The following is a 19,778-nucleotide window of genomic DNA, read 5'->3' as shown; positions in this document are numbered from 1 at the left end:
TCAACCTTGATTTGTTTCTACCTCTAACTTTCTTTTGACATCTACAACTAACTTAACAATTTTAGAATAGGCATTTAAAACACCATTAGTTACAATCGGTCTTCCTACTCCTACTATTCCTAAACTTCGTGATAAAAACCCACCTATCTTCATTGTATAATTAATTGTTGGTTTAGTATCTACTAATAACAGATCATCATTTGCATTTCCTATCAGATTATAAGTGTCTTTAATCAATGGTAAAGCAATTTTACTAGAATACTTATACCCTACTGTATAGACTGAATTTCCAAACTCATCATCACCTTGATATAGTAAGTGTCCATGTTCTTGTTGGTTTACCTTATCAAACCTAGGTAAATTTAAAATTTCTTCTTTCGTAGGCCTTTTATCTGTGGGTAATTTATTTAAATGAATTGCAGAGGCTACTATTACTGAATGAGTACCTCCTACATCATGATAAATAATATCCATTATTTTTCCTCCTAGATTACCAATAATATTTTTTAGTTTATCCTCTAATCCTAAAATTATAAGTAATCTAAGATTCCACGATAAATCTGTTGGGCCAATAACTTTTGAAATTGATGATGAGTCAATAGCCAACGGTCAATTTCCTTATTAATAAAGCCCATTTCAACCAATACACCAGGATATTTAGTATTATTTAAAATATAATAATCTCCCTTACGACTCGGGTTATTAAGCATCTCAACGCCTTCATACTCAATTGAGTTCAATCTTGTCTGTAATTTATCTGCTAAAACTTTATTCTCAGTTTTATGATCTTGATAAAAGACAATTGGCCCTCTAATTCTAAACTTTCTTCCAAAATAATTGACATGTAAACTAATAAATAGATCAGGTTGATTATGGTTAATAATATCAACTCGTGCTTGTAGATCACGTTTATGTCGATTAGTATAAGTTCTATTTTGATCATCTAAAGCTATATCAGATTGTCTAGTCATAATTACTTTTGCTCCTTGCTCAATTAATATTTTTTTCAGTTCTAAACCAACCTTAAGATTTAAATCCTTTTCTAATATATCCTCATAGCTAGAACCTTTATCTATCCCGCCATGTCCTGGATCAATAACAATTTTCTTTCCGTATAGTGGCTTATCAGAGCTAACTGCTGGTATAGTAGTAATTACTTTATCTCTTGTCAAGAGTATAATTCCACTTAAGATAAAAGAACAGGCAAATAAAATAAATAGCTTCTGTTTTCTAATTAAAAGTATCACCTTTCTCCTTTCTTTTGTTTAGATCTGTTTTTAATAAGTATGTTATTGATCTTTTATTTATTAATTTTGGTCATAAGTGACCATTTAACAACTGACTTCTAAGATTAAAATTTTCAAAAATCAACTCTAATACATCACTTAACCTTTAATTTCCAACGATAATAACCTCTGGTTCAGGAGTAAACCCATAATTTTTAACAATTTCATCTGTAATTAAATCAATTAAATATAAAACATCTGATGTTTGGGCTTGATTATAATTGATTATAAAGTTACCATGATATGGTGCAATCATTGCTCCACCATATTTTTTTCCTTTTAAACCTAATTGATCAACTAAAGCTCCTGTAGGAGTACCATATGAATAATTATTCTTAAAGACTGAACCACAGCAAGGATATTCAAAATGATTTCTCTCTTCCCTAAATTGTTCAATCTCTTGTAGATAACTACAGTCAATATCTAATTCACCTTTCAAGTTATTCATTTCTGTTGTAAAAAAGGATTTAAATTCTGTTAATGATGACAAGTTTAATTTCTTATCTCTTACTTTCGCTAATAAACTATCTATTCTTTGCAGCTCTTGTTGACTACAATCAGTCAAATTAAAGTCAGCACCAACGATCAGCCATTGCTTATCCTGAAAAATAGAACTTTTATAATCAAATTCACATTCTTCAACTGCTATCTTTTCTAAGGATAATCTATCTTTAGCTAAATCAAAATAATAAATAGTATCCACTAGATCAGAAAGTTGATCATCATAATATTTAGCATTAATATAAATCCCTGCTCCTACAGAGCCAGGCAATAGATAGGTAAATTGAAAATCAGATTTATCAACTATAATCCCCAACAATGAAATCAATGATAAAGGAATCCCAGCCGAAAGAAATAATTTGCCATTAATCAATCTACTCTCAATATATCTCTTTAGTGAAATAAATATCCTGTCATCCCTAGGTTGATCAGGAAAGAGAATATTAGTACCACAGCCAAAGAGATAATAATCCAATCCAACTTTCTTACAACTATTAAGTAAATCAAGCAACTCTTTTGTAGTTTCTGGTTCAGCAAAATAAGCTGCTTTACCTCCAATTTGATAAGAAGAGTGTAGTGCTAATGGTACATTCTTCTGACAAAGTTTTTCAATCCCTATAGATTTATTCATCTTCTGCCCCCCTAATTATTAGCTATTAATCTTATTATATTTAATTCTGCTAAATTATAATAGTCTTTTATTAATTTATTAATACCTAAATCCATCAATCAAGTGCTTGACTGCTAATATAGGGTGCTTAAATAACATTCTAGGTCCTGCATATCTCATAATTTCAATAACTTTTTCTCTCATTTCAGATTTATAACAATGAATCTCACATTTTCCACAAACAGGTTTTTCTTCACCGTAGTGACAGTTGTCAACTCGCTTAATAGCATACCTAAGTAATTGATTACACTCCTGGCATAACCCCTCTTGTGAACTATGATTATTTTGACAAAATAGTTTAACCATCTTTTTTAAAGTATCTTTTTCTCGGGCTAATCTACTCATATTATAATAGCTCCTTTTCTGATAAGAAATTAAAGTTCTATCTAAAGAATAAAACAATTATAGCTTTTTTGCAATTATAAATAACAATAAAGGTAGCAGATAATCTACTACCTTTATTTCAATCTTTCACTTATTAGTTTAAGTTATATAATTTAAACATCTAATTTTCCACTTTTAGAAGCTTGAATATAATTAGCACAGTACTGATCATGTCCTAATAAAGTCTCAGCAGCAGTTACTAAAGCCATAATCTTTGGATCTAATGGATCTATAATAGCACTATCTAATCCTCTACCCATAGCTAATGTTACAAATGTTCTATTTAATAAATGCCTCTGCGGTAATCCATGAGAAATATTGCTCAACCCACAAGTAATATGAACATCTGAATACTCATTTGCAATCTCTGCAATTGCATCTAGAATATACTGGCCTACCTGTTGGTCAGTACCAATCGGATTGATAATTGGATCAACAAAAATATCAGCTTCAGCAATTCCTGCCGCTGTTAAATCCTCAATCAACTTTTTACCTACTCTAATTCTATCTTCTGCACTTTTAGGCATTCCCTCATCATCCATTGTTAAGGCCACTACTCTTGCATCATGCTCTTTAAGTATCTCTAAAGTTTCAGTAAACCTATCCTCTTCAGCAGAAATAGAATTGACTAATGCTTTACCTTCATGCACCTCTAAACCTCTCTTAAGTGCTTTAGGATTTGGACTGTCAATACAAAGTGGTACATCAACTACCTCTTGAACTGTCTTGACTAGCCACTCCATAGCTTCAACTTCCTCTTTAAGCAAAGTACCACAGTTAACATCAATATAATCTGCCCCTGCTTCCTCTTGCTGCTTAGCTAAATCTTGAATGAATTCCACATCTCTATTCTTTACTGCCTCTTCTAGTCCTTCTCTACTTGTATTGATTAATTCTCCAATAATTATCATTTTGTTATCTCCCCTTATTTTTTTATATTATAGACATTTAGACTCAAAGCGAAATCCAATTAGAATTATGCTGTAGTTTTTACTACAACGTAGTTGACAGTTTACGGTTTACAGTTTACAATTTAATTTCAAAATTTTAGAACTTTAAACTTCTTAGATATTTAGTCTTTTATATGTTTTTAATATTTTATGACCTTAATGTTCTTAACTGTCAACCGTCAACTGTTCACTGTCAACTGATATAAAGTGGCAAAACGCCACTTTATATCTATTTAATTAACAAACTCTCTAGCTATTTCAGTAGCAGTGCTTCCATCTGCAGCATAACCATCAGCATCGATCTCATCTGCAAACTCTTGACTAACTGGTGCTCCTCCAACCATAACCTTAACTTGATCTCTAACCCCTGCCTCTTCTAAGGACTTAATAGTCTCTTCCATAGCTGGCATTGTCGTAGTTAATAATGCAGATAGACCAATAATATCAGGTTGATGTTCTTTAACTGCTTCTACAAATTCATCTGCTGATATATCTACTCCTAAATCAATCACTTCAAACCCTGCTCCTTCTAACATCATTGCTACTAAATTCTTACCAATATCATGTAAATCCCCTTCTACTGTAGCCATAATTACAGTTGCAGCAGAACTACTCTCTCCCTCGGTCAATAATGGCTTAACTATATCCATTCCTGCATGCATCGCTTTAGCAGCAATTAAGACCTCTGGTACAAACATTTCATTCTTCTTAAATCTAGCTCCTACTATATCCATTCCTGCAACTAATCCGTTTTTAATGATTTCACTTGGATTTGTTCCTTCATCTACTAATTCTTGGGCCAACTCAGCTACTCCATCAACATTTCCTGTAATAACTTCTTCAACAATCTCTTCCATTTTACTCATTATTATCAATACCCCCTAGTAATGAATTTATTTAGATAATCTTGTTAGCTTGCTTCTTATTGTAATCAAAAAATAATATTTATTCAAGTTTTAATTGCTCTTTTTTAACTATTTTTCTTCATTACTTTGTATTATCAAAGTATACAAGTAATTTTTATTAATTTTTTATAAGTTTCAATATTTTTAATCAGTAGTATTTAACTTTCTGTACAATTATTTTCATATTTAGGGTCATCCACTTTAAACATTAAAAAGATCGCCCCTAAGCTAATCATCACAAATGTAATGGCAAAGACAAGGCGATAATTATATAAATCAACTAACAATCCTCCTAATAAAGAAATAATAGTTACAGTTAATCCAACAATAGTATTGGTCAATCCAATATAAAGCGGTCGTTCTTCAAGCTCAGGACAAAAGTCAGGAATTATAGTCATAAATGAAACACTATTTCCGCCTAATGCTATTCCAGTTAAGACAAATACCAAATAAAAAGCAAAACGCTGCTGTGCAAAAAAAGCAACCAATACTCCAGTAGCATTAAAGACAGCTGCTAGTAAAATAACTAACTTGTGTCCATAGTTATCCCCTACATACCCCCATAAGATATTGGTTAAACTCTTACTTGCAATTGAAATAATTGTAAAAGTCCCCACTAAATCATTAGCTACCTCTACTGATAAATCCAACCGCTCTATTCCTGCCACTGTAAATAGTCCATTGGACATACCGATAAATTGCACTAAAATAGCAGCTAATATATAGTTGCGATAATTATTCTGACTTTGTAAAATCTCCTTCAAATGTTGTAGATACTCTATAGTACCCTCTTCTTTCTGCTCAATATTATAAGCTGGCTCCTTGATAAAGACTAAAAATAAGTAAGAGATCATCTTACTAATAAATGCTAGAGCAAATAACAAAATAAATCCCATTCTAAATTCGAAAAATTTAATTATATATCCTGCTCCAAATGCTCCTAAAACCTCTAAAATACTACTCATAAAGGTTCGATATCCAAAAAACCGCCCTCTTCTTTCTTGTGGAATAACTTTAAAGACCATATCAAACCATGGCGGGCCAACCAATCCAGAAGAAATATTCTCAAATCCCCATAATATAAAAAAAGCAATCAATAATAAGCTCTGATTATCAGGAAATAATAAATAAGTTAAAACTGCTAAAAACAACCAAGGTAACCTCTGAAAGATACCTATTAACAAGACATACTTTTTCTTTATTTCAGCTCTTTTTATCCATTTAGCAGAAAAAAGCTGTGGAAAATGAATTCCAAACATATGAATTGCTACAATTAGACTTACTAAAAACTTCGATTCAGTCAACTGGCGAACAAACAAAGGTAAAATTGTATTAATCGCTACCAGTCCTAAACCTAGTGTATAAAATGCCCCATCCCCAATATTAATCCAAAAGTTAAATTTATAATTTTCCTCAATCTTTTCTCGTATTTTCTCTTTTTCTTCTTGTTCCATCATATCTCCTGCTTTCTAAAAATTATAACGCTATTATTTATGATTAAACAATTTTTGCAGACTTATACTTGAAATTAAACTTTATTGATATAAAGCTTAAGTTTAAGGCTGAGGAAATGGTTTTTATTACGAAGGGTTTTTATAAACCCGAAGGTAAGTTTAAGTCAACCACTAGAAACATAAGGGCTTAGCTCTTACTTAGACTTAGACTCAAACTCAAACTTAAACTGAATTGTAATTAAGTTTTTCAATCTTCACTATTATCTATTCTTGCTTTTACTAATGAATTCTAAAATTTTCAATTGGCTTAACAGACCAAAATAAGATAAAATATAGTTACCAGCTATCACTCTAAAATCTTAAAAGCTTTTATTGTTTTGTTGACGGTTGATAGCTGCGACACTGAAAGCACCATAATTCTCTAAGGAGGCAACAAAATGCTAAAAAAAACTAATCATCTCCGTTTATTATTTGGCATATTCTTATTAACTACACTCTTACTTACTACAGGCTGTCTTCCGTCCTTCGGTAGAAATGATTCTGCTCCTGCTGTAGAGACTCCAGGGGAGTCGATGGAGTTGGCCCGGAGAGAAAGCGTAGAACCAGCAACTGATGCTATCGCTGAGAATGATGCAACAGTTACTAAATCCGAGCGAAAACTGATCACCACTGGTAATCTAGAATTAGAAATTACAGATTTAGCAGACAGTGAGGATATAGTTGAAGAATTAATCGAAGAGTATTCTGGGTATCTATCCGATTCACGCCAACAACAACTAAGAGATCAACGCCAATCACACTCTTATACCATCCGAGTTCCTGCTGATAACTTCTCAGCACTTATCTCCGACTTACAAAAGCTAGGAGAGCTGAAAGATAAGCAAATCAGCAGTCAAGATGTTACTGATAACTATATCGATCTAGAAGTACGACAAAAAAACCTATCCGCCCAAGAAGATAGGTATCGTAAACTGTTAAATGAAGCTGAAGTAGTTAAAGAGATCTTAGAGATTGAAAAGGAATTAAATCGGGTACGGACTGAAATTGAACGAATCGAAAACCAACTAGAACGTTATGATGATCAAATCAACCTAAGTACAATTCGGCTGAGATTGACCGAGCCAGCACCATTATTTAATAATTATCGACTGCCAGAAACATTCCAACAAGCAGTCCAAGGATTTATTACTAGTATTCACCTAATCATCATTTTCATCGGAAGGATACTTCCTTGGTTACTTATGCTAGTGATAACTATTTTCTTAGGATACAAAGTAATTAGTAAATGGCGGAATTAAATATTAAGTTTAAGGTTAAGTCTAAGTTTAAGTAAGACCTAAACAATTATGTTTTTAATGGTTGACTTAGCCTTAACCTCAACCTTAAACTTAAGCTATTTTCCCTTTAATTCCTGCAATCCCTGCCGACAATAACCATACTCCCTCCACTGGCAGGAACCACAAAACTCCTCTAAATCTCTTTCTGTAAACAGCTTGGCTATTCTCTGCTCAAGCTGTGCTAATGAATAAATCTGACCTTCTGTTAAACCAAGCTTATCGATTACAAACTGATCTAGCTTTTTTATCTCTGCTTCCTGCTCTGAATCTTGATCCTTAAAACAACCTGCCCCTTTTCTATTAGGGCAAGCAGCACAGAGAATATCTGCTTCCTTGACTATCTTCAATTTAAGCTCTGGATTCAGCTTAAAGCTAGCCAATACTTCTTTCATTACTCGAGCAAAACGCTTATCATATCCCAACCCTCGAAAACCTAGTCTACAGATCAAATGATGTGCTCTAAACTTCATTTCTTGCTCCTCCTCTATAGATAAACAACTCTCAATCAGCAACTATCAACTGTACATTGTAAGCTATATTAACTCTTCCCGACATTTCTTTTAAAACCTTTGTTTTTCTTAGACTAGTCTAAATATCCAGGTAAATATTTTGAGATCTAAGTAGTTAATATCTTGTTAATCACTTTTTAGAAAATTATTAATCTTCTATAAGTATATATTTTCGCAGGATTTTGTCATGTTTTGTAGAAAGTTTTTTTATTACATACTTAATTCAAATAATAGTTGTACTAAAATTAGGAGGGCTTTTAAATGATTAAAGAAAAATTAAACAACAGTATTGGCACTAAACTTATGTTGACCATAGCAATTGTAAGTGTTGTACTTTTTCTAGCAATTATACTCATCTCAAATCATCTAGTCAGTAATGGGATACATAATATAATTGACAATACAGTAACAGAAAATACAGAACAAAATGCTGACTATATCAGTGAGTGGTTTACAGATAAAAAAAATCAACTACAAGACTATGCAGCAACCCCTGTTGTTCAGAGTATGGACTGGGATCAAGCTGAAGATTTTCTAAAAGAACGCCATCAACAATACTCTGATATCTATGAAGTATTATTTATGGCAGATACGACTGGAGAATATAATGCAACTGCTGGTGAAGATGGTAATGTAGGTGACAGGGATTACTTTCCACAAGTAATGGCAGGCGAAACTGTACTTTCAGAACCTTTAGTCTCAATTTCAACTGGTAATCCAATTGCAGTAATTGCTACTCCAATCAAGGAAGACAATGAAGTAATTGGATTAATGGGTGCAACAGTCAATCTAAATGTCTTGACCGACTTTATTTCTGATATCAATGTCGATCATGATGACTCTTATTCATATTTAGTTAATAGTGAAGGCCTCTTTATTACCCATCCTGATTCAGAATTGGTCTTAGAAGAAAATCTAACAGAAATAGGCGGTCTTAAGGATGTAGCAGACAGAATACTCAATCAGCAATCTGGAGCAATAGAATATACCTATGAAGGTATCCAAACTCGTACATACTTTCAAGAAATACCTGAGAGCAATGAATGGAGATTATTAACCAGAGTACCACGTGAATTTATTGAAGAACCAATCAGTAATGTTAGAAATATTTTGATTATTTTATTGGTGATTGCCTTAATAATTTTATTAGCTGTCAGCTTTAAGATTGGTAATTACATTACCAATCCTTTAACTATTATCAGTAACTATAGCCAACAGATAGCTAATAAAGATTTCTCAGCTCAATTAGATAGTAAATGGACAGACCGCAAGGATGAATTTGGGACTTTGGCCCGATCTTTTAATACAATGAACAATAATCTCAAAGAGGTAATCAAGGAATTATCAACTAGCGTACAAAATCTATCAGCTTATAGCCAGCAATTATCAGCTTCAGCAGAAGAAGGCAATGCAACGATAGATAATACTAATGGCTTAATTGAAAATATGTCTGCAGCAATCCAACAGATTTCAAGCAGTGCTCAAGAGGTAGCCAGTTACTCTGAATCAGCCACTTTTCAAGCAGACTCAGGGGCCAACGATATCGAAGCTACCGTCGATAGCATCACTGAGATTAATACCTCAGTTCAAAAAACTGTAACTATCATCAATGATTTAGATACCAATGCCAAAAAGATTGAAGAAATCATTGAATTAATTACAAATATCGCCGAACAGACTAATTTATTAGCATTAAATGCAGCGATAGAAGCAGCTAGGGCAAATGAACATGGACAAGGCTTTGCAGTGGTCGCAGATGAAATTAGAGAATTAGCAGAAGAGACTTCACAGGCAACTAAAAACATTTCTGATCTAATCAATAAAGTCCAACAACAATCTAGCAAAGGATTAACAGCAGTCACTGAGGTAGAAGAAAAAACCAAAGAAGGAAAAGAGATTGTGGAAAGAACAGGTGCTAAGTTTAGAGAAATCCAAGAAACAATCACAGAAACCTCAAATCAAATTGAACAGACTGCCAATGCTACCAACGAAATAGCACAAAATAGTAATGAAATAAACAATGCTACAGCAGAAATAAAGAATATGTCTGATGAAGTAACTAACTCATCTCAAGAATTGGCCAAAATGGCTCAAAATTTACAAACCCTCGTGGAGGAATTTAAGATTTGAGGTAGTAATTAGTAACAGTAAGTGAGTATCTTAAATTTGAACTGAATTGATATTTAGTGGCACTTTGCCACTAAATATCAGTGTACAGTTTACAGTGTATAGTGTACAGTTAAAGGACTTAAAACCTTAAGATCAAAACCACTTTAAATCCTTAGATATAAGGTTTTTCAGAGATTTTTGCCTTTTATGATTTTGATCTATTCCTTCAGGTTCTTTGAACCTTTCGTGATGAAAAAATCAGCTCTTAGATTTTTTCTATCCACTGTAAACTGTACCTACGGGTCTTTATCAAGACCCTTCGTGAAAATCACAAAAACCGTATCCACCGTACACTGTCAACTCAATAATGTGGCACGAAAGTGCCACATTATTTAACAATCAGCTACTAACTCCCTTTCTTCTTTCAACTCATACACCTGCTGCCATCTATCAGACTCATATCTCCAAACTAACAAGATCCCCCTTACTACCATCTCACCTGCCATTCCAATCCAAAAGCCTATAAATCCATAACCTAAATAATAGCCAAATATTAGACTCAAAATCAACCTAACTCCCCAATTACCAATAGCAGTAATATACATCGTCCATTTTGTATCTCCTGCTCCTCGTAAGGCTCCTTTCAAAACCATCACCACCGCAAACAACGGCTGCATGAAGATCACACCCCTTAAGACTGGCTCAGCAATCATAACTACTTCAGGGTTATCAGTATATAACTTAATGATCGGTCTAGCCCAAATAAACATTGGAACAGATATTATACTCATCAATACCATCGTTATATAGGTCGACTGCTTGCCATATGCCTTAGCTAGCTGATGTTTTTTGGCCCCTAAGCTTTGACCTACTAAAGTCGTAGCAGCTACAGCAAAGCCAAACCCAAACATCACAGGAATCATCAACATATTGATAATTATAGCATTAGCTGCAATTGTTAACGTACCTAATCCAGCAATCAAAGCAGTATATATAATTTGACTACTCTGTCTAATAGATTGCTCAACTGCCGAAGGAATACCGATACTGAATATCTCCTTAATCACCTTCCAGTCAAGTTTCCACTTAATGTTGGCCCAATTTAATCTAATCGAAGTATCACCCTTAATTAAGACTACAAAACTTACTATCGCTCCTACCAATCTACCAAATCCTGTTCCCAGTGCAGCCCCCATCACTCCCAACTGAGGAAAAACTCCAACCCCAAAGATCAAGATATAATTTCCTATTACATTAGCCAAATTGGTAGCTAACATAATATAAAGTGGAGTCTTCATATCACCAAGCCCCTGTAAGACTGCAGTAACTACCATTACAGGCAAACCAAAGATCATAGAACTAAAAACAATCTTGATATAAGTACTTCCCTCTTCTAAAATAACAGGATCTACCTCTTCCATTAAGATCATCATTAATCTCAACATATCATCTGCAAATAAAAAACCAATCACTACTAAAGTTAAGGGTAATAAAAACCCAATCAGTAGTGATTGCCAAATAACATCATCAACTTTTTGTTGATCGTTGGCCCCTACATAACGAGCTACCAATGCAGTAGAACCGATCGTTAAAGCTGTTAAAGAACCAACAACTAAAAGAACTATCCGGTTACTGACATCAACTGCTGCCAAAGAAGCTGCCCCTAAACTGCCTACCATAATAATATCTATCGTCCCTACTATACTTTCTAATAACATACGCAATACAGCGGGCCAAGCTAACTGAATGATACTCTTTCTCATCTCTTTTAAATTTGATTGTTCCGTCAATTCGATCATCTAAATCTGCTCCTTTTGTTTAGTATTTATAAGTAGTTTATCATAAAAGAACCTATAATTCTACATCTCTTCATAATCACTAAAAATCCACTGCAAAAAGTTTGCATATTCTTCTCTTCTTTTATCAATACTAAAGATATGATTATTAGATTTGTTATTTACGGTTTGCTGGGGTGGTGTCTAGAAGTCTTCTGGACTGGATTAAATTCTTTAATAGAAGGCAATCTCGTTTTAAGAAGTTGGACTTCTCTGTGGATGTTTCCAATCTATGGATTAGCAATCTTCTTAGAACCGATTTATAGAAAGATTAAAGACTGGCCAATTATCTTACGAGGAGGGAGTTATACGGTACTTATCTTTGTCGCTGAATATATTACTGGCTGGTTATTATTGACTACATTAAATGTTCGCCCTTGGGATTATACTCATGCACCTCTTTCAATCGATGGGTTGATTAGATTAGATTACGCTCCATTGTGGTTTATAGTAGGATTATTATTTGAAAGACTTTATAAACTATTGATCAGATTAAAGATTGAAGTTAATTAAATAATTTTAAATTAAAACCAAAGGTAGGTTTATTTTGTAATACTTGAATGATATAATAAAATAAAACTACTGGAGGGATAGCTATGAATAATGAAATATTTAATAAGATTCAGCAGGAGAAATTACATAATCATACTGAAGATGTAGTCTTAGATAAATTAGAAAAACTATTGACAGAAAAAGAATTTGAAAATATCTGTACCTGTGAACAATGTCTATTTGATATGGCTTCTTATGCTCTCAATACTCTTCCTGCAAAATATATTACTACTGCCAAAGGCGATGTAATGACTAGATTAGATGAATTCGAAGAACAGTCACAGATTGATTTCGATTTAAAGGTAATTCAAGCAATTCAAACAATCTCTAAAAACCCTAGCCATGCTTAAATAAAAATAGCCTTCGGCCATAGTCTAAGACTAAGTCTAAGTTTAAGTAAAATCAATAAACATAAACTGAGAAAAGTTATCCATAATCTTCAAAAACATAACTTCCTAATAAAGTAAGACAGCATCCCTAAGGATACTGTCTTATTTCTGCTAAAGTAATTCTTTTCTTAACTCTGCTGCTGATTTATCAGATAAATAGGACAAGGGAACATCAAAGACTGTCTTAGCCCCTGTCTGTCCTTCTTGATTCAAACGATGTATCGCTCGTGCATATGCCACTAAGACACTGGCTGTAAATTCAGGGTTACTATCAAGCTTCAAAGAGAACTCTATAATCTGATTATTCTCTTTATCTTCTCCCGTCTGCCCACTACGAATTACAAATCCACCATGAGGCATTGCAGAATGATCTTCTGCTAACTCTTCTGCACTAACAAAACTGACTGTCGTCTTATAATCTGCAAAATAATTAGGCATCGTCTTGATCTCTTCAGCAATTTTATCTTTATCTGCTCCTTCTTCAACTACTACATAACAATCTCTTAGATGTTTTTCCTTAGTAGTCAATTCAGGATTTTGGCCTTCTCTTACCTTCTCAATCGCTTCATCAATCGGAATAGTATATTGAACTGCATCCTTAACACCATCTATTCTTCTGATCGCATCAGAGTGACCTTGGCTGACTCCTCGTCCCCAAAAAGTATATCCTTTACCTTCAGGAAGAACAGCTCCTGCCAACATTCTATTCATTGAGAATAGCCCTGGATCCCAACCAATACTGATCGCACTAGTGTTCCCATTCTCTTCAGCAATCTGATTCATCTCTTCATAATACTCTGGAATCTTAGCATGGGTATCAAAGCTATCCACCGTATTGAACATTGCAGCGAACTTTGGCCCTTGCACAGGAAGATCAGTAGCTGAACCACCACACAATAACATTACATCTATCTGATCAACATAATCTTCTGCATCAGCTACATTTATAACTTCGACTCCTTCTTCATTAACATCTACAGTATCTACAGGCCTTCTAGTAAATACACCTACCAATTCTATATCTGAATTTTGTTTGACTGCAGACTGAACTCCTTTACCTAAGTTACCATATCCTACAATTCCAACTTTGATTTTTTCCATCTGCTTTCCCTCCTATTATCAATAATATTGCTTAGATCTTAATTTGTTATGTATTTTCCTATAGCACAGACTGTTTTTAGCATAATGAAAATCATTTTCATTATATATAATAATATATTAATATTCCCTTGTCAAGTCTAATCTCTATCTTTTGACTTCATTTAAAAAAGGATACCAGCCTAGACTGATATCCTTCAGTTTCTCTATTTATTTTTAACAGTTTAAATCTCAAATTTATTGACCAATTGATTTAACTCCTCCGCTAGTTCAGTCAAATCTAATGAAGAACTAGTAACCTCATCAGTTACTTTAGTTATCTCATCGGTTGCCTTGACTACTTCATCACTACCTGTAGCCAACTGTTGAATTACAGCGGTTGTATCTTGAAGTTGAGCAGTCGTATTATTAATCTCCTCTACTATCTGATTAAATGCTACTCCTGCTTGATTAATAACCTCTTCTCCTTGCTCTACCTCATCAGCACCTGTTTTAACTGCTGAAATAGCATTATCAGCTTCTGACTGGGTCTGCTTAACCAAACCAGAAATTTTATCCGTAGCAGCAGTAGTCTCTTCTGCTAACTGACGAATCTCTTCCGCCACTACCGCAAAACCTTGTCCATGCTCACCTGCTCGTGCTGCCTCAATTGCTGCATTTAAAGCCAAAAGGTTGGTCTGTTCTGCTATATTAGTAATCAACTCGATAATCTGACCGATCTGATCAGAGCTATCACCTAAATCATTAATACTTTCAACTGCTTTAGTTACAGTTTCTTTAATGGATTCCATCTCAGAAACTGCCTCTTCAATCTTAACTTGCCCTTCTTCAGCACTAACCGCAGTCTCTTCAGCAAAATCATTTATCTTCTCTGTCGTAGCAGATACTTCCTCTATTCCTGCTGACATCTGCTGCATATTTCCTGCTGTAGTCTCAACATTCCCGCTAGCTTCTTCAGCAAGAGCAGATAACTCTTCTCCAGAAGAAGCAAGTGTTTCTGTAACATCAATTATATCAGCAACAATCTCAGCCTCTTCAGTTACCATTCGATTAAAGTTATCAGCTAACTCCCCTATTTCATCACTACGATCAATATCAACTCTAGCTTTTAGATTTCCTTGACCTACTTCCCGCATCTTAGTTACTAGTTCCTGAATCGGCTTTGAAAAATTATTAGCTATAAACAAAGCCACAATTATTGCAATTATAATTGCAATAACTAAAATCAAAATTGTCTGCCACAAAATATTATCAACTTGACTGAAAGCAGACTCAGTAGTAGCCTGAGCAACTACAACCCAATCTAACTGATCAACTGGAGCATAAGCTCCCAACATCTCAACCCCTTGGGTATTGTAATACTCCCCAACTCCACTTCTTCCTTCCAACGCTTCAGCTACTACCTCATTTGCTTCACCAATATTATCTTGGGCCAACACCCTTTCATAATCGGGATGGGCAACCAATGTCCCTTCACTATCAGTAATATAAGCAAATTCATCCTCTTCACTAAAATCATCAATAATCTGCTGTAACTCTGCAAAGCTGACAGTAGCTGCTAATACTCCAACTTGCTCACCATCCTCTTCAATCGGAACAGCTAGACTAGAGGTTGGTAAATCTGTTTGGCGTGAAATCATAGAATCAGAAAAGAAGTGATCTCCCTTAATCGCTGCTTGAAAATAATCTCGATCACTAAAATCTCCTCCTATTAAAGCCTCATTTTCTTCCGATTCTGAACCATGAGCAATCAGTGTACCATCTTGATCAAGAACAAAGAGTAGCTCAAAAATTGGATTGCCTCTCTGAATATCCTCTAAAGTTCCTTCCTGTTGCTCTGGCTCCATACTTACTACCTCACCAATTCCTGCAGTTACCTCCAACAATTCCATTTGAGAGACCATCGTCTCTTCAACTCTTTCTACTAATTGATTAACTATAGCTTCCTCCTGCTCCATTACCCCAGTACGAATATTATTTACTTCACGATTATAAGTAATCCATCCGTAAATCAATAACGGTACTGCTACCAGTAATGAAATAGAAAAGATTAATTTCTGTTTTAAACTTAAATTCAACTTCATCATTCCCCCTCCTAAAGAATAACTATTCTTGATTAATACTTTTTTAGTTTATTCAACATATTTATGTAAATAATTACACAACTTCATATTGTTATTAATTCTACGACAGAAGTTATTTCCCTTTATTTAAATCAAAATATTCAGAAAATAATTTGATTCTAACTAACAAAACCAATTATTATAAAAAATCTCTTTTTTGACAATAAAAATATTAAATGCTAAAATAGTTATTAGTGATTAGTGACTAGTGATTAGTGACTAGTGATTAGTGACTAGTGATTGGTTACTAGTGATTGGTTACTAGTAATTAGTGATTAGTAAAAATCAAAAACATTAAAATCTAATTCTAAATTAAAAACTAGTTATATAAAGGAGGAGTTCACAATGACTACTCAACAAACAGAAACCAAAGAGTTTCAAGCTCAAACAGAACAACTACTAGATCTAATGATCAACTCTATTTATACCAATCAAGAAATCTTTTTACGCGAGTTGATCTCTAACGCTTCTGATGCTATTGATAAGATTAAGTTCAAAGCATTGACTGAACCAGAGTTGATCGCAGATGATTCAGAATTTGAAATCAATCTCGAAGTAGATCAAGAAAATAACCTATTTATTATCTCGGATAATGGAATCGGTATGACTTACGAAGATGTTATCGAAAATATCGGTACTATTGCTCAATCCGGTACTAAAGAGTTTCTCAGAAAGTTAAAACAGGATAAAGAAAATATCGATCTAATCGGCCAATTTGGAGTTGGATTTTATTCTTCATTTATGGTTGCTGAAAAAGTAACATTAATTACTAAAGCAGTAGGTGAAGAAGCAGTCAAGTGGGAATCAACAGGTGATGGTACTTATTCAATTGAAGATGCTGTTAAAAAAGAACGAGGAACTACAATCAAACTCAAATTAAGAGAAGAATTTACTGCTCAAGGAGATGAAGAAGACTTTACTGATCCGCAGACAATCAAAAACTTAGTTAAGCAGTATTCTAATTATGTCAGATATCCTATTACAATGGAAGTTCCTACAGAAGAAGGAACAGAGGTTCAAACTCTAAATAGTATGACTCCGCTTTGGAAGAAGAATGAAGATGAGGTTAGTGAAGAAGAATATACTGAATTTTATAAAAGAAACTTTACAGATTGGCAGGAACCATTAGAGACTATTCATTGGTCAGTAGAGGGTCTAGTCAAATTTACAGGTCTGTTATTCATTCCTCAAACAGCACCTAATGATCTCTTTTCACCAGACTTTAAAACTGGTATCAAGCTCTATTCTAAAGATAATCTGATTATGGAAGAGTGCCAAGAACTACTACCAAATTATTTACAATTTGTTAAAGGATTGATCGATTCACCAGATTTCTCTTTAAATATTTCACGAGAAATGTTACAAAACAATAAACAACTTAAAGTAATTGCTAAGAATGCAGAAAAGGTAATCCTAAGAAATCTAAAGAAGATGCTCAATAACCAACGTGAAAAGTATGAAAAGTTTTGGCAGGAGTTTGGTAAAGCAATTAAAGGTGGGATCTATTCTAATCCTGATAAACAAGACAAATTAGTCGATCTGTTACTTTTCTCCTCTTCACACCTAGAAGAAGAAAAGACAACTCTAGCAGAATATGTCGAACGAATGCCAGAAGAACAAGAGTCCATCTATTATGTAGTTGGTCAAGATCGAACTAGTATTGAAAACTTACCACAAATGGAGTTAGTACAAGATAAAGATTTAGAAGTACTTTATTTACTTGATGAAGTTGCTGAATTTGTAATCAATATCTTAGGTGATTACCAAGACTTTGAGTTCAAATCTGTCCTCCGAGAAGATCTAGATCTAGAAGATGAATCAGAAACGGAGGAAGAAGAAGAGGTTGAAGGATTATTAGAGAAGATTAAAGAACACTTAGCTGATAAAGTAGATGATGTTCGCTTAAGTAAAAGGTTAAAATCAAGTGCTGTCTGTCTAGTCAGTGGTCAACAAGGATTGAGTATGTCTATGGAAAAAGTATTCAATCAGATGGAACAAAATTTAGGTCAAGCCCAACGAATCCTTGAGCTTAATCCTAATCATCAGCTATTTACAACATTACAAGAGATCTATAATCAAGATCCAGAAGCTGAAACTTTACAGGAATATAGCGAATTACTCTATAATCTTTCTTCTTTAGTTGAAGGATTTACCCCAGAAGATCCAGTTGAATTTACTACTAAGATTACCGATCTAATGAGCAAAGCAAAATAAGTTAAAGGCGAGGCTGTTAATAGCCTCGCTTTTATTTATTTTAATTAAGAAAATTATTTTTTATAGTTAAACTCTCAGTTTAAGGTTAAGTAAACCATTAAAAAATAGAGATTTACTCTTTACTTAGACTCAAACTTAAACTTAACAGTAATAAACTTTATTGTGGCACTTTCGTACCACAATAAAGTTTATTATTTATGACTCATATAAATTTTAACCTTCAATATATCATCTTCATATTCAATTTCTGCTTTATCAGTTATCATTCCAATCAAAGATAATTCTGTAGAGCGATTACTCTCACCTACTAACTCCCAATAATACTCTTCAACTTGAGTCACCCGCGCAGTATTTAAGAAATCATCTAACTCATCTACCTTATCAGAAGATAGATCTTCTTTCTGACCTTGAATACAGGTTATCACTTCATCAGGCTTATGTTCTACATCAACTTGAACCTCCTTAATCCCCAATTCAAAATAAAAGCTCATCAATTCACTGACCAATTTATTACTCTTTTTAAGCAACTTCATTTGACTACCTTGTTTAAGGGTTGGAGTTAATAAACTGGCAGATGGAAAGACCATCAGATCTCTTTTAGAGTTTCTAATTACTGCATTTGCTGTACTCCCAATCATAATCTCGCGAAGTTTTCCTGCCCCTGTTGTAGGCATCATAATTAAACTTACATCTTCTTTTTGAGCAACCTTTAAGATGTTTTGAGAAGCTATACCTACTTTAACTTTAGTCTCAACATTAATCTCCTCTTCTTCTAACTGAACTTTTAATTCTTCTAACCGCTCTTTAGTAGATTTTTTTATCTTGTTCAATTTATCTTGATTAGTAATTTGTTCTATCACAGATAAAAGCACAAGATTTTTAATAGTACCTTTAGCACTTTTAACTTTATCAAATAACTTTTCAGAAAGTTTAGAGGTATTAATTGGAACTAAAACCTTCTTAAACTTATTATTAGAAAAAACCTCAATTTTTTCTTTAACCCCTGTATGTTTCTCTATTAGTACAGGAACATTACTAGTTCTTATCACATTGAAGGTAATACTTCCTAATAATAACTCTTTGATATATCCTTTTCCCTGTGAAGCCATTAAAATCAAATCAACACCTTCCGACTCTGCAGTCTCAACTATCTTATCAGCAGGTGAACCAACTAAGACAGAAGTTTTTACATCAAGACCTAACTTCTCAATCTTCTCTTTTTCTTTCCTCAGCAATTCTTTTTCTCGTTCTTTATAGTTAGGATTGACCGAATTAACTGATTCAAAAAATTCAAATTTAACCCTTTCGATCACTAGCGTTGCATCGTTTTTTATAAAAAGTTCTTGAAAAAATAAAACTCCTTTGATTAAATGGATACGTACTCCCCAGTACAAAATCCATGAAATCAAAGGAGATGAAATCATGAATAATTGTACCATACTTTTGACTAAACTTCTAGATG

Annotated in this window: 17 protein-coding genes; 5 read left to right on the top strand and 12 right to left on the bottom strand. The window is 33.6% G+C overall.

The annotated features are described in order from the left end of the window. From MWH28_RS07670 to MWH28_RS07640, 7 genes are all read right to left on the bottom strand, one after another. Positions 1 to 474, bottom strand: a complete 474-nt coding sequence (locus MWH28_RS07670) for a DUF3189 family protein (protein ID WP_248618729.1) — start codon at positions 472 to 474, stop codon at positions 1 to 3. 56 nt (positions 475 to 530) lie between these two features. After that, positions 531 to 1,247: an N-acetylmuramoyl-L-alanine amidase family protein gene (locus MWH28_RS07665; RefSeq protein ID WP_248618727.1), complete on the bottom strand. Its 717-nt coding sequence runs from the start codon at positions 1,245 to 1,247 to the stop codon at positions 531 to 533. Between the two features lie 145 nt (positions 1,248 to 1,392). Further along, on the bottom strand, positions 1,393 to 2,418 hold the full coding sequence (locus tag MWH28_RS07660) for a UDP-N-acetylmuramate dehydrogenase (RefSeq protein WP_248618725.1): 1,026 nt from the start codon (positions 2,416 to 2,418) through the stop codon (positions 1,393 to 1,395). A 78-nt stretch (positions 2,419 to 2,496) separates the two neighbouring features. Then, entirely contained in the window at positions 2,497 to 2,802 is a 306-nt protein-coding gene (locus tag MWH28_RS07655; protein WP_248618723.1) for a nitrous oxide-stimulated promoter family protein, read from the bottom strand. A 152-nt stretch (positions 2,803 to 2,954) separates the two neighbouring features. Continuing rightward, the gene (locus tag MWH28_RS07650; RefSeq protein WP_248618722.1) at positions 2,955 to 3,752 is read right to left on the bottom strand and encodes a methyltetrahydrofolate cobalamin methyltransferase; all 798 of its coding nucleotides are present in this window, start codon (positions 3,750 to 3,752) and stop codon (positions 2,955 to 2,957) included. A gap of 272 nt (positions 3,753 to 4,024) precedes the next feature. Further along, positions 4,025 to 4,657, bottom strand: a complete 633-nt coding sequence (locus tag MWH28_RS07645) for a corrinoid protein (protein WP_248618720.1) — start codon at positions 4,655 to 4,657, stop codon at positions 4,025 to 4,027. A 197-nt stretch (positions 4,658 to 4,854) separates the two neighbouring features. Then, positions 4,855 to 6,150, bottom strand: a complete 1,296-nt coding sequence (locus MWH28_RS07640; protein WP_248618719.1) for an MFS transporter — start codon at positions 6,148 to 6,150, stop codon at positions 4,855 to 4,857. 437 nt (positions 6,151 to 6,587) lie between these two features. Here MWH28_RS07640 and MWH28_RS07635 point away from each other — a divergent pair, with 437 nt between their 5' ends. Further along, positions 6,588 to 7,448, top strand: coding sequence for a DUF4349 domain-containing protein (locus MWH28_RS07635; protein ID WP_248618717.1), 861 nt, complete (start codon positions 6,588 to 6,590; stop codon positions 7,446 to 7,448). A gap of 95 nt (positions 7,449 to 7,543) precedes the next feature. Here the strand turns inward: MWH28_RS07635 and MWH28_RS07630 are convergent, their stop codons facing one another. Then, positions 7,544 to 7,957 (bottom strand): DUF1284 domain-containing protein, encoded by a 414-nt coding sequence (locus MWH28_RS07630; RefSeq protein ID WP_248618716.1) that lies wholly within the window; start codon positions 7,955 to 7,957, stop codon positions 7,544 to 7,546. Between the two features lie 300 nt (positions 7,958 to 8,257). Between MWH28_RS07630 and MWH28_RS07625 the strand changes: the two genes are divergently transcribed. Further along, positions 8,258 to 10,126, top strand: coding sequence for a methyl-accepting chemotaxis protein (locus MWH28_RS07625; RefSeq protein WP_248618715.1), 1,869 nt, complete (start codon positions 8,258 to 8,260; stop codon positions 10,124 to 10,126). A gap of 371 nt (positions 10,127 to 10,497) precedes the next feature. Here the strand turns inward: MWH28_RS07625 and MWH28_RS07620 are convergent, their stop codons facing one another. Continuing rightward, a complete protein-coding gene (locus MWH28_RS07620) occupies positions 10,498 to 11,904 on the bottom strand; it encodes an MATE family efflux transporter (protein ID WP_248618714.1) in 1,407 nt (468 codons plus the stop codon). A 138-nt stretch (positions 11,905 to 12,042) separates the two neighbouring features. Here MWH28_RS07620 and MWH28_RS07615 point away from each other — a divergent pair, with 138 nt between their 5' ends. Next, the gene (locus MWH28_RS07615) at positions 12,043 to 12,453 is read left to right on the top strand and encodes a putative ABC transporter permease (protein ID WP_248618713.1); all 411 of its coding nucleotides are present in this window, start codon (positions 12,043 to 12,045) and stop codon (positions 12,451 to 12,453) included. Positions 12,454 to 12,536: 83 nt separating this feature from the next. Next, positions 12,537 to 12,842, top strand: coding sequence for a late competence development ComFB family protein (locus tag MWH28_RS07610; protein ID WP_248618712.1), 306 nt, complete (start codon positions 12,537 to 12,539; stop codon positions 12,840 to 12,842). Between the two features lie 150 nt (positions 12,843 to 12,992). Here MWH28_RS07610 and MWH28_RS07605 read toward each other — a convergent pair whose 3' ends face one another. Both MWH28_RS07605 and MWH28_RS07600 read right to left on the bottom strand, forming a co-directional pair. After that, on the bottom strand, positions 12,993 to 13,982 hold the full coding sequence (locus MWH28_RS07605; protein WP_248618711.1) for a diaminopimelate dehydrogenase: 990 nt from the start codon (positions 13,980 to 13,982) through the stop codon (positions 12,993 to 12,995). Between the two features lie 221 nt (positions 13,983 to 14,203). After that, the gene (locus tag MWH28_RS07600; protein ID WP_248618710.1) at positions 14,204 to 16,063 is read right to left on the bottom strand and encodes a methyl-accepting chemotaxis protein; all 1,860 of its coding nucleotides are present in this window, start codon (positions 16,061 to 16,063) and stop codon (positions 14,204 to 14,206) included. Positions 16,064 to 16,447: 384 nt separating this feature from the next. On the opposite strand from MWH28_RS07600, the gene htpG reads away from it, so the two are divergent. Next, the gene (gene htpG, locus MWH28_RS07595) at positions 16,448 to 18,316 is read left to right on the top strand and encodes a molecular chaperone HtpG (protein ID WP_248618709.1); all 1,869 of its coding nucleotides are present in this window, start codon (positions 16,448 to 16,450) and stop codon (positions 18,314 to 18,316) included. Between the two features lie 191 nt (positions 18,317 to 18,507). Here the strand turns inward: htpG and MWH28_RS07590 are convergent. Beyond that, positions 18,508 to 19,778, bottom strand: a 1,271-nt coding sequence (locus MWH28_RS07590; RefSeq protein WP_248618708.1) for a universal stress protein, incomplete at its 5' end; no start/stop codon positions are given.

The sequence above is a fragment of the Natroniella sulfidigena genome (assembly GCF_023223645.1).
Classification (GTDB): Bacteria; Bacillota; Halanaerobiia; order Halobacteroidales; family Halobacteroidaceae; genus Natroniella; species Natroniella sulfidigena.
The sequence above is the reverse complement of the archived record's forward strand: the minus strand, read 5'-3'. Positions and strand labels throughout refer to the sequence as shown.

What these genes read in the sequence shown, in the direction of transcription:
- MWH28_RS07635 (WP_248618717.1), top strand. Translation starts at nt 6,588, where the DNA reads ATGCTAAAAAAAACTAATCATCTCCGTTTATTATTTGGCATATTCTTA.
- MWH28_RS07670 (WP_248618729.1), bottom strand. Translation starts at nt 474, where the DNA reads ATGGATATTATTTATCATGATGTAGGAGGTACTCATTCAGTAATAGTA.
- MWH28_RS07625 (WP_248618715.1), top strand. Translation starts at nt 8,258, where the DNA reads ATGATTAAAGAAAAATTAAACAACAGTATTGGCACTAAACTTATGTTG.
- MWH28_RS07600 (WP_248618710.1), bottom strand. Translation starts at nt 16,063, where the DNA reads ATGAAGTTGAATTTAAGTTTAAAACAGAAATTAATCTTTTCTATTTCA.
- MWH28_RS07640 (WP_248618719.1), bottom strand. Translation starts at nt 6,150, where the DNA reads ATGGAACAAGAAGAAAAAGAGAAAATACGAGAAAAGATTGAGGAAAAT.
- MWH28_RS07660 (WP_248618725.1), bottom strand. Translation starts at nt 2,418, where the DNA reads ATGAATAAATCTATAGGGATTGAAAAACTTTGTCAGAAGAATGTACCA.
- MWH28_RS07650 (WP_248618722.1), bottom strand. Translation starts at nt 3,752, where the DNA reads ATGATAATTATTGGAGAATTAATCAATACAAGTAGAGAAGGACTAGAA.
- MWH28_RS07615 (WP_248618713.1), top strand. Translation starts at nt 12,043, where the DNA reads ATGATTATTAGATTTGTTATTTACGGTTTGCTGGGGTGGTGTCTAGAA.
- MWH28_RS07655 (WP_248618723.1), bottom strand. Translation starts at nt 2,802, where the DNA reads ATGAGTAGATTAGCCCGAGAAAAAGATACTTTAAAAAAGATGGTTAAA.
- htpG (WP_248618709.1), top strand. Translation starts at nt 16,448, where the DNA reads ATGACTACTCAACAAACAGAAACCAAAGAGTTTCAAGCTCAAACAGAA.
- MWH28_RS07610 (WP_248618712.1), top strand. Translation starts at nt 12,537, where the DNA reads ATGAATAATGAAATATTTAATAAGATTCAGCAGGAGAAATTACATAAT.
- MWH28_RS07605 (WP_248618711.1), bottom strand. Translation starts at nt 13,982, where the DNA reads ATGGAAAAAATCAAAGTTGGAATTGTAGGATATGGTAACTTAGGTAAA.
- MWH28_RS07630 (WP_248618716.1), bottom strand. Translation starts at nt 7,957, where the DNA reads ATGAAGTTTAGAGCACATCATTTGATCTGTAGACTAGGTTTTCGAGGG.
- MWH28_RS07620 (WP_248618714.1), bottom strand. Translation starts at nt 11,904, where the DNA reads ATGATCGAATTGACGGAACAATCAAATTTAAAAGAGATGAGAAAGAGT.
- MWH28_RS07645 (WP_248618720.1), bottom strand. Translation starts at nt 4,657, where the DNA reads ATGAGTAAAATGGAAGAGATTGTTGAAGAAGTTATTACAGGAAATGTT.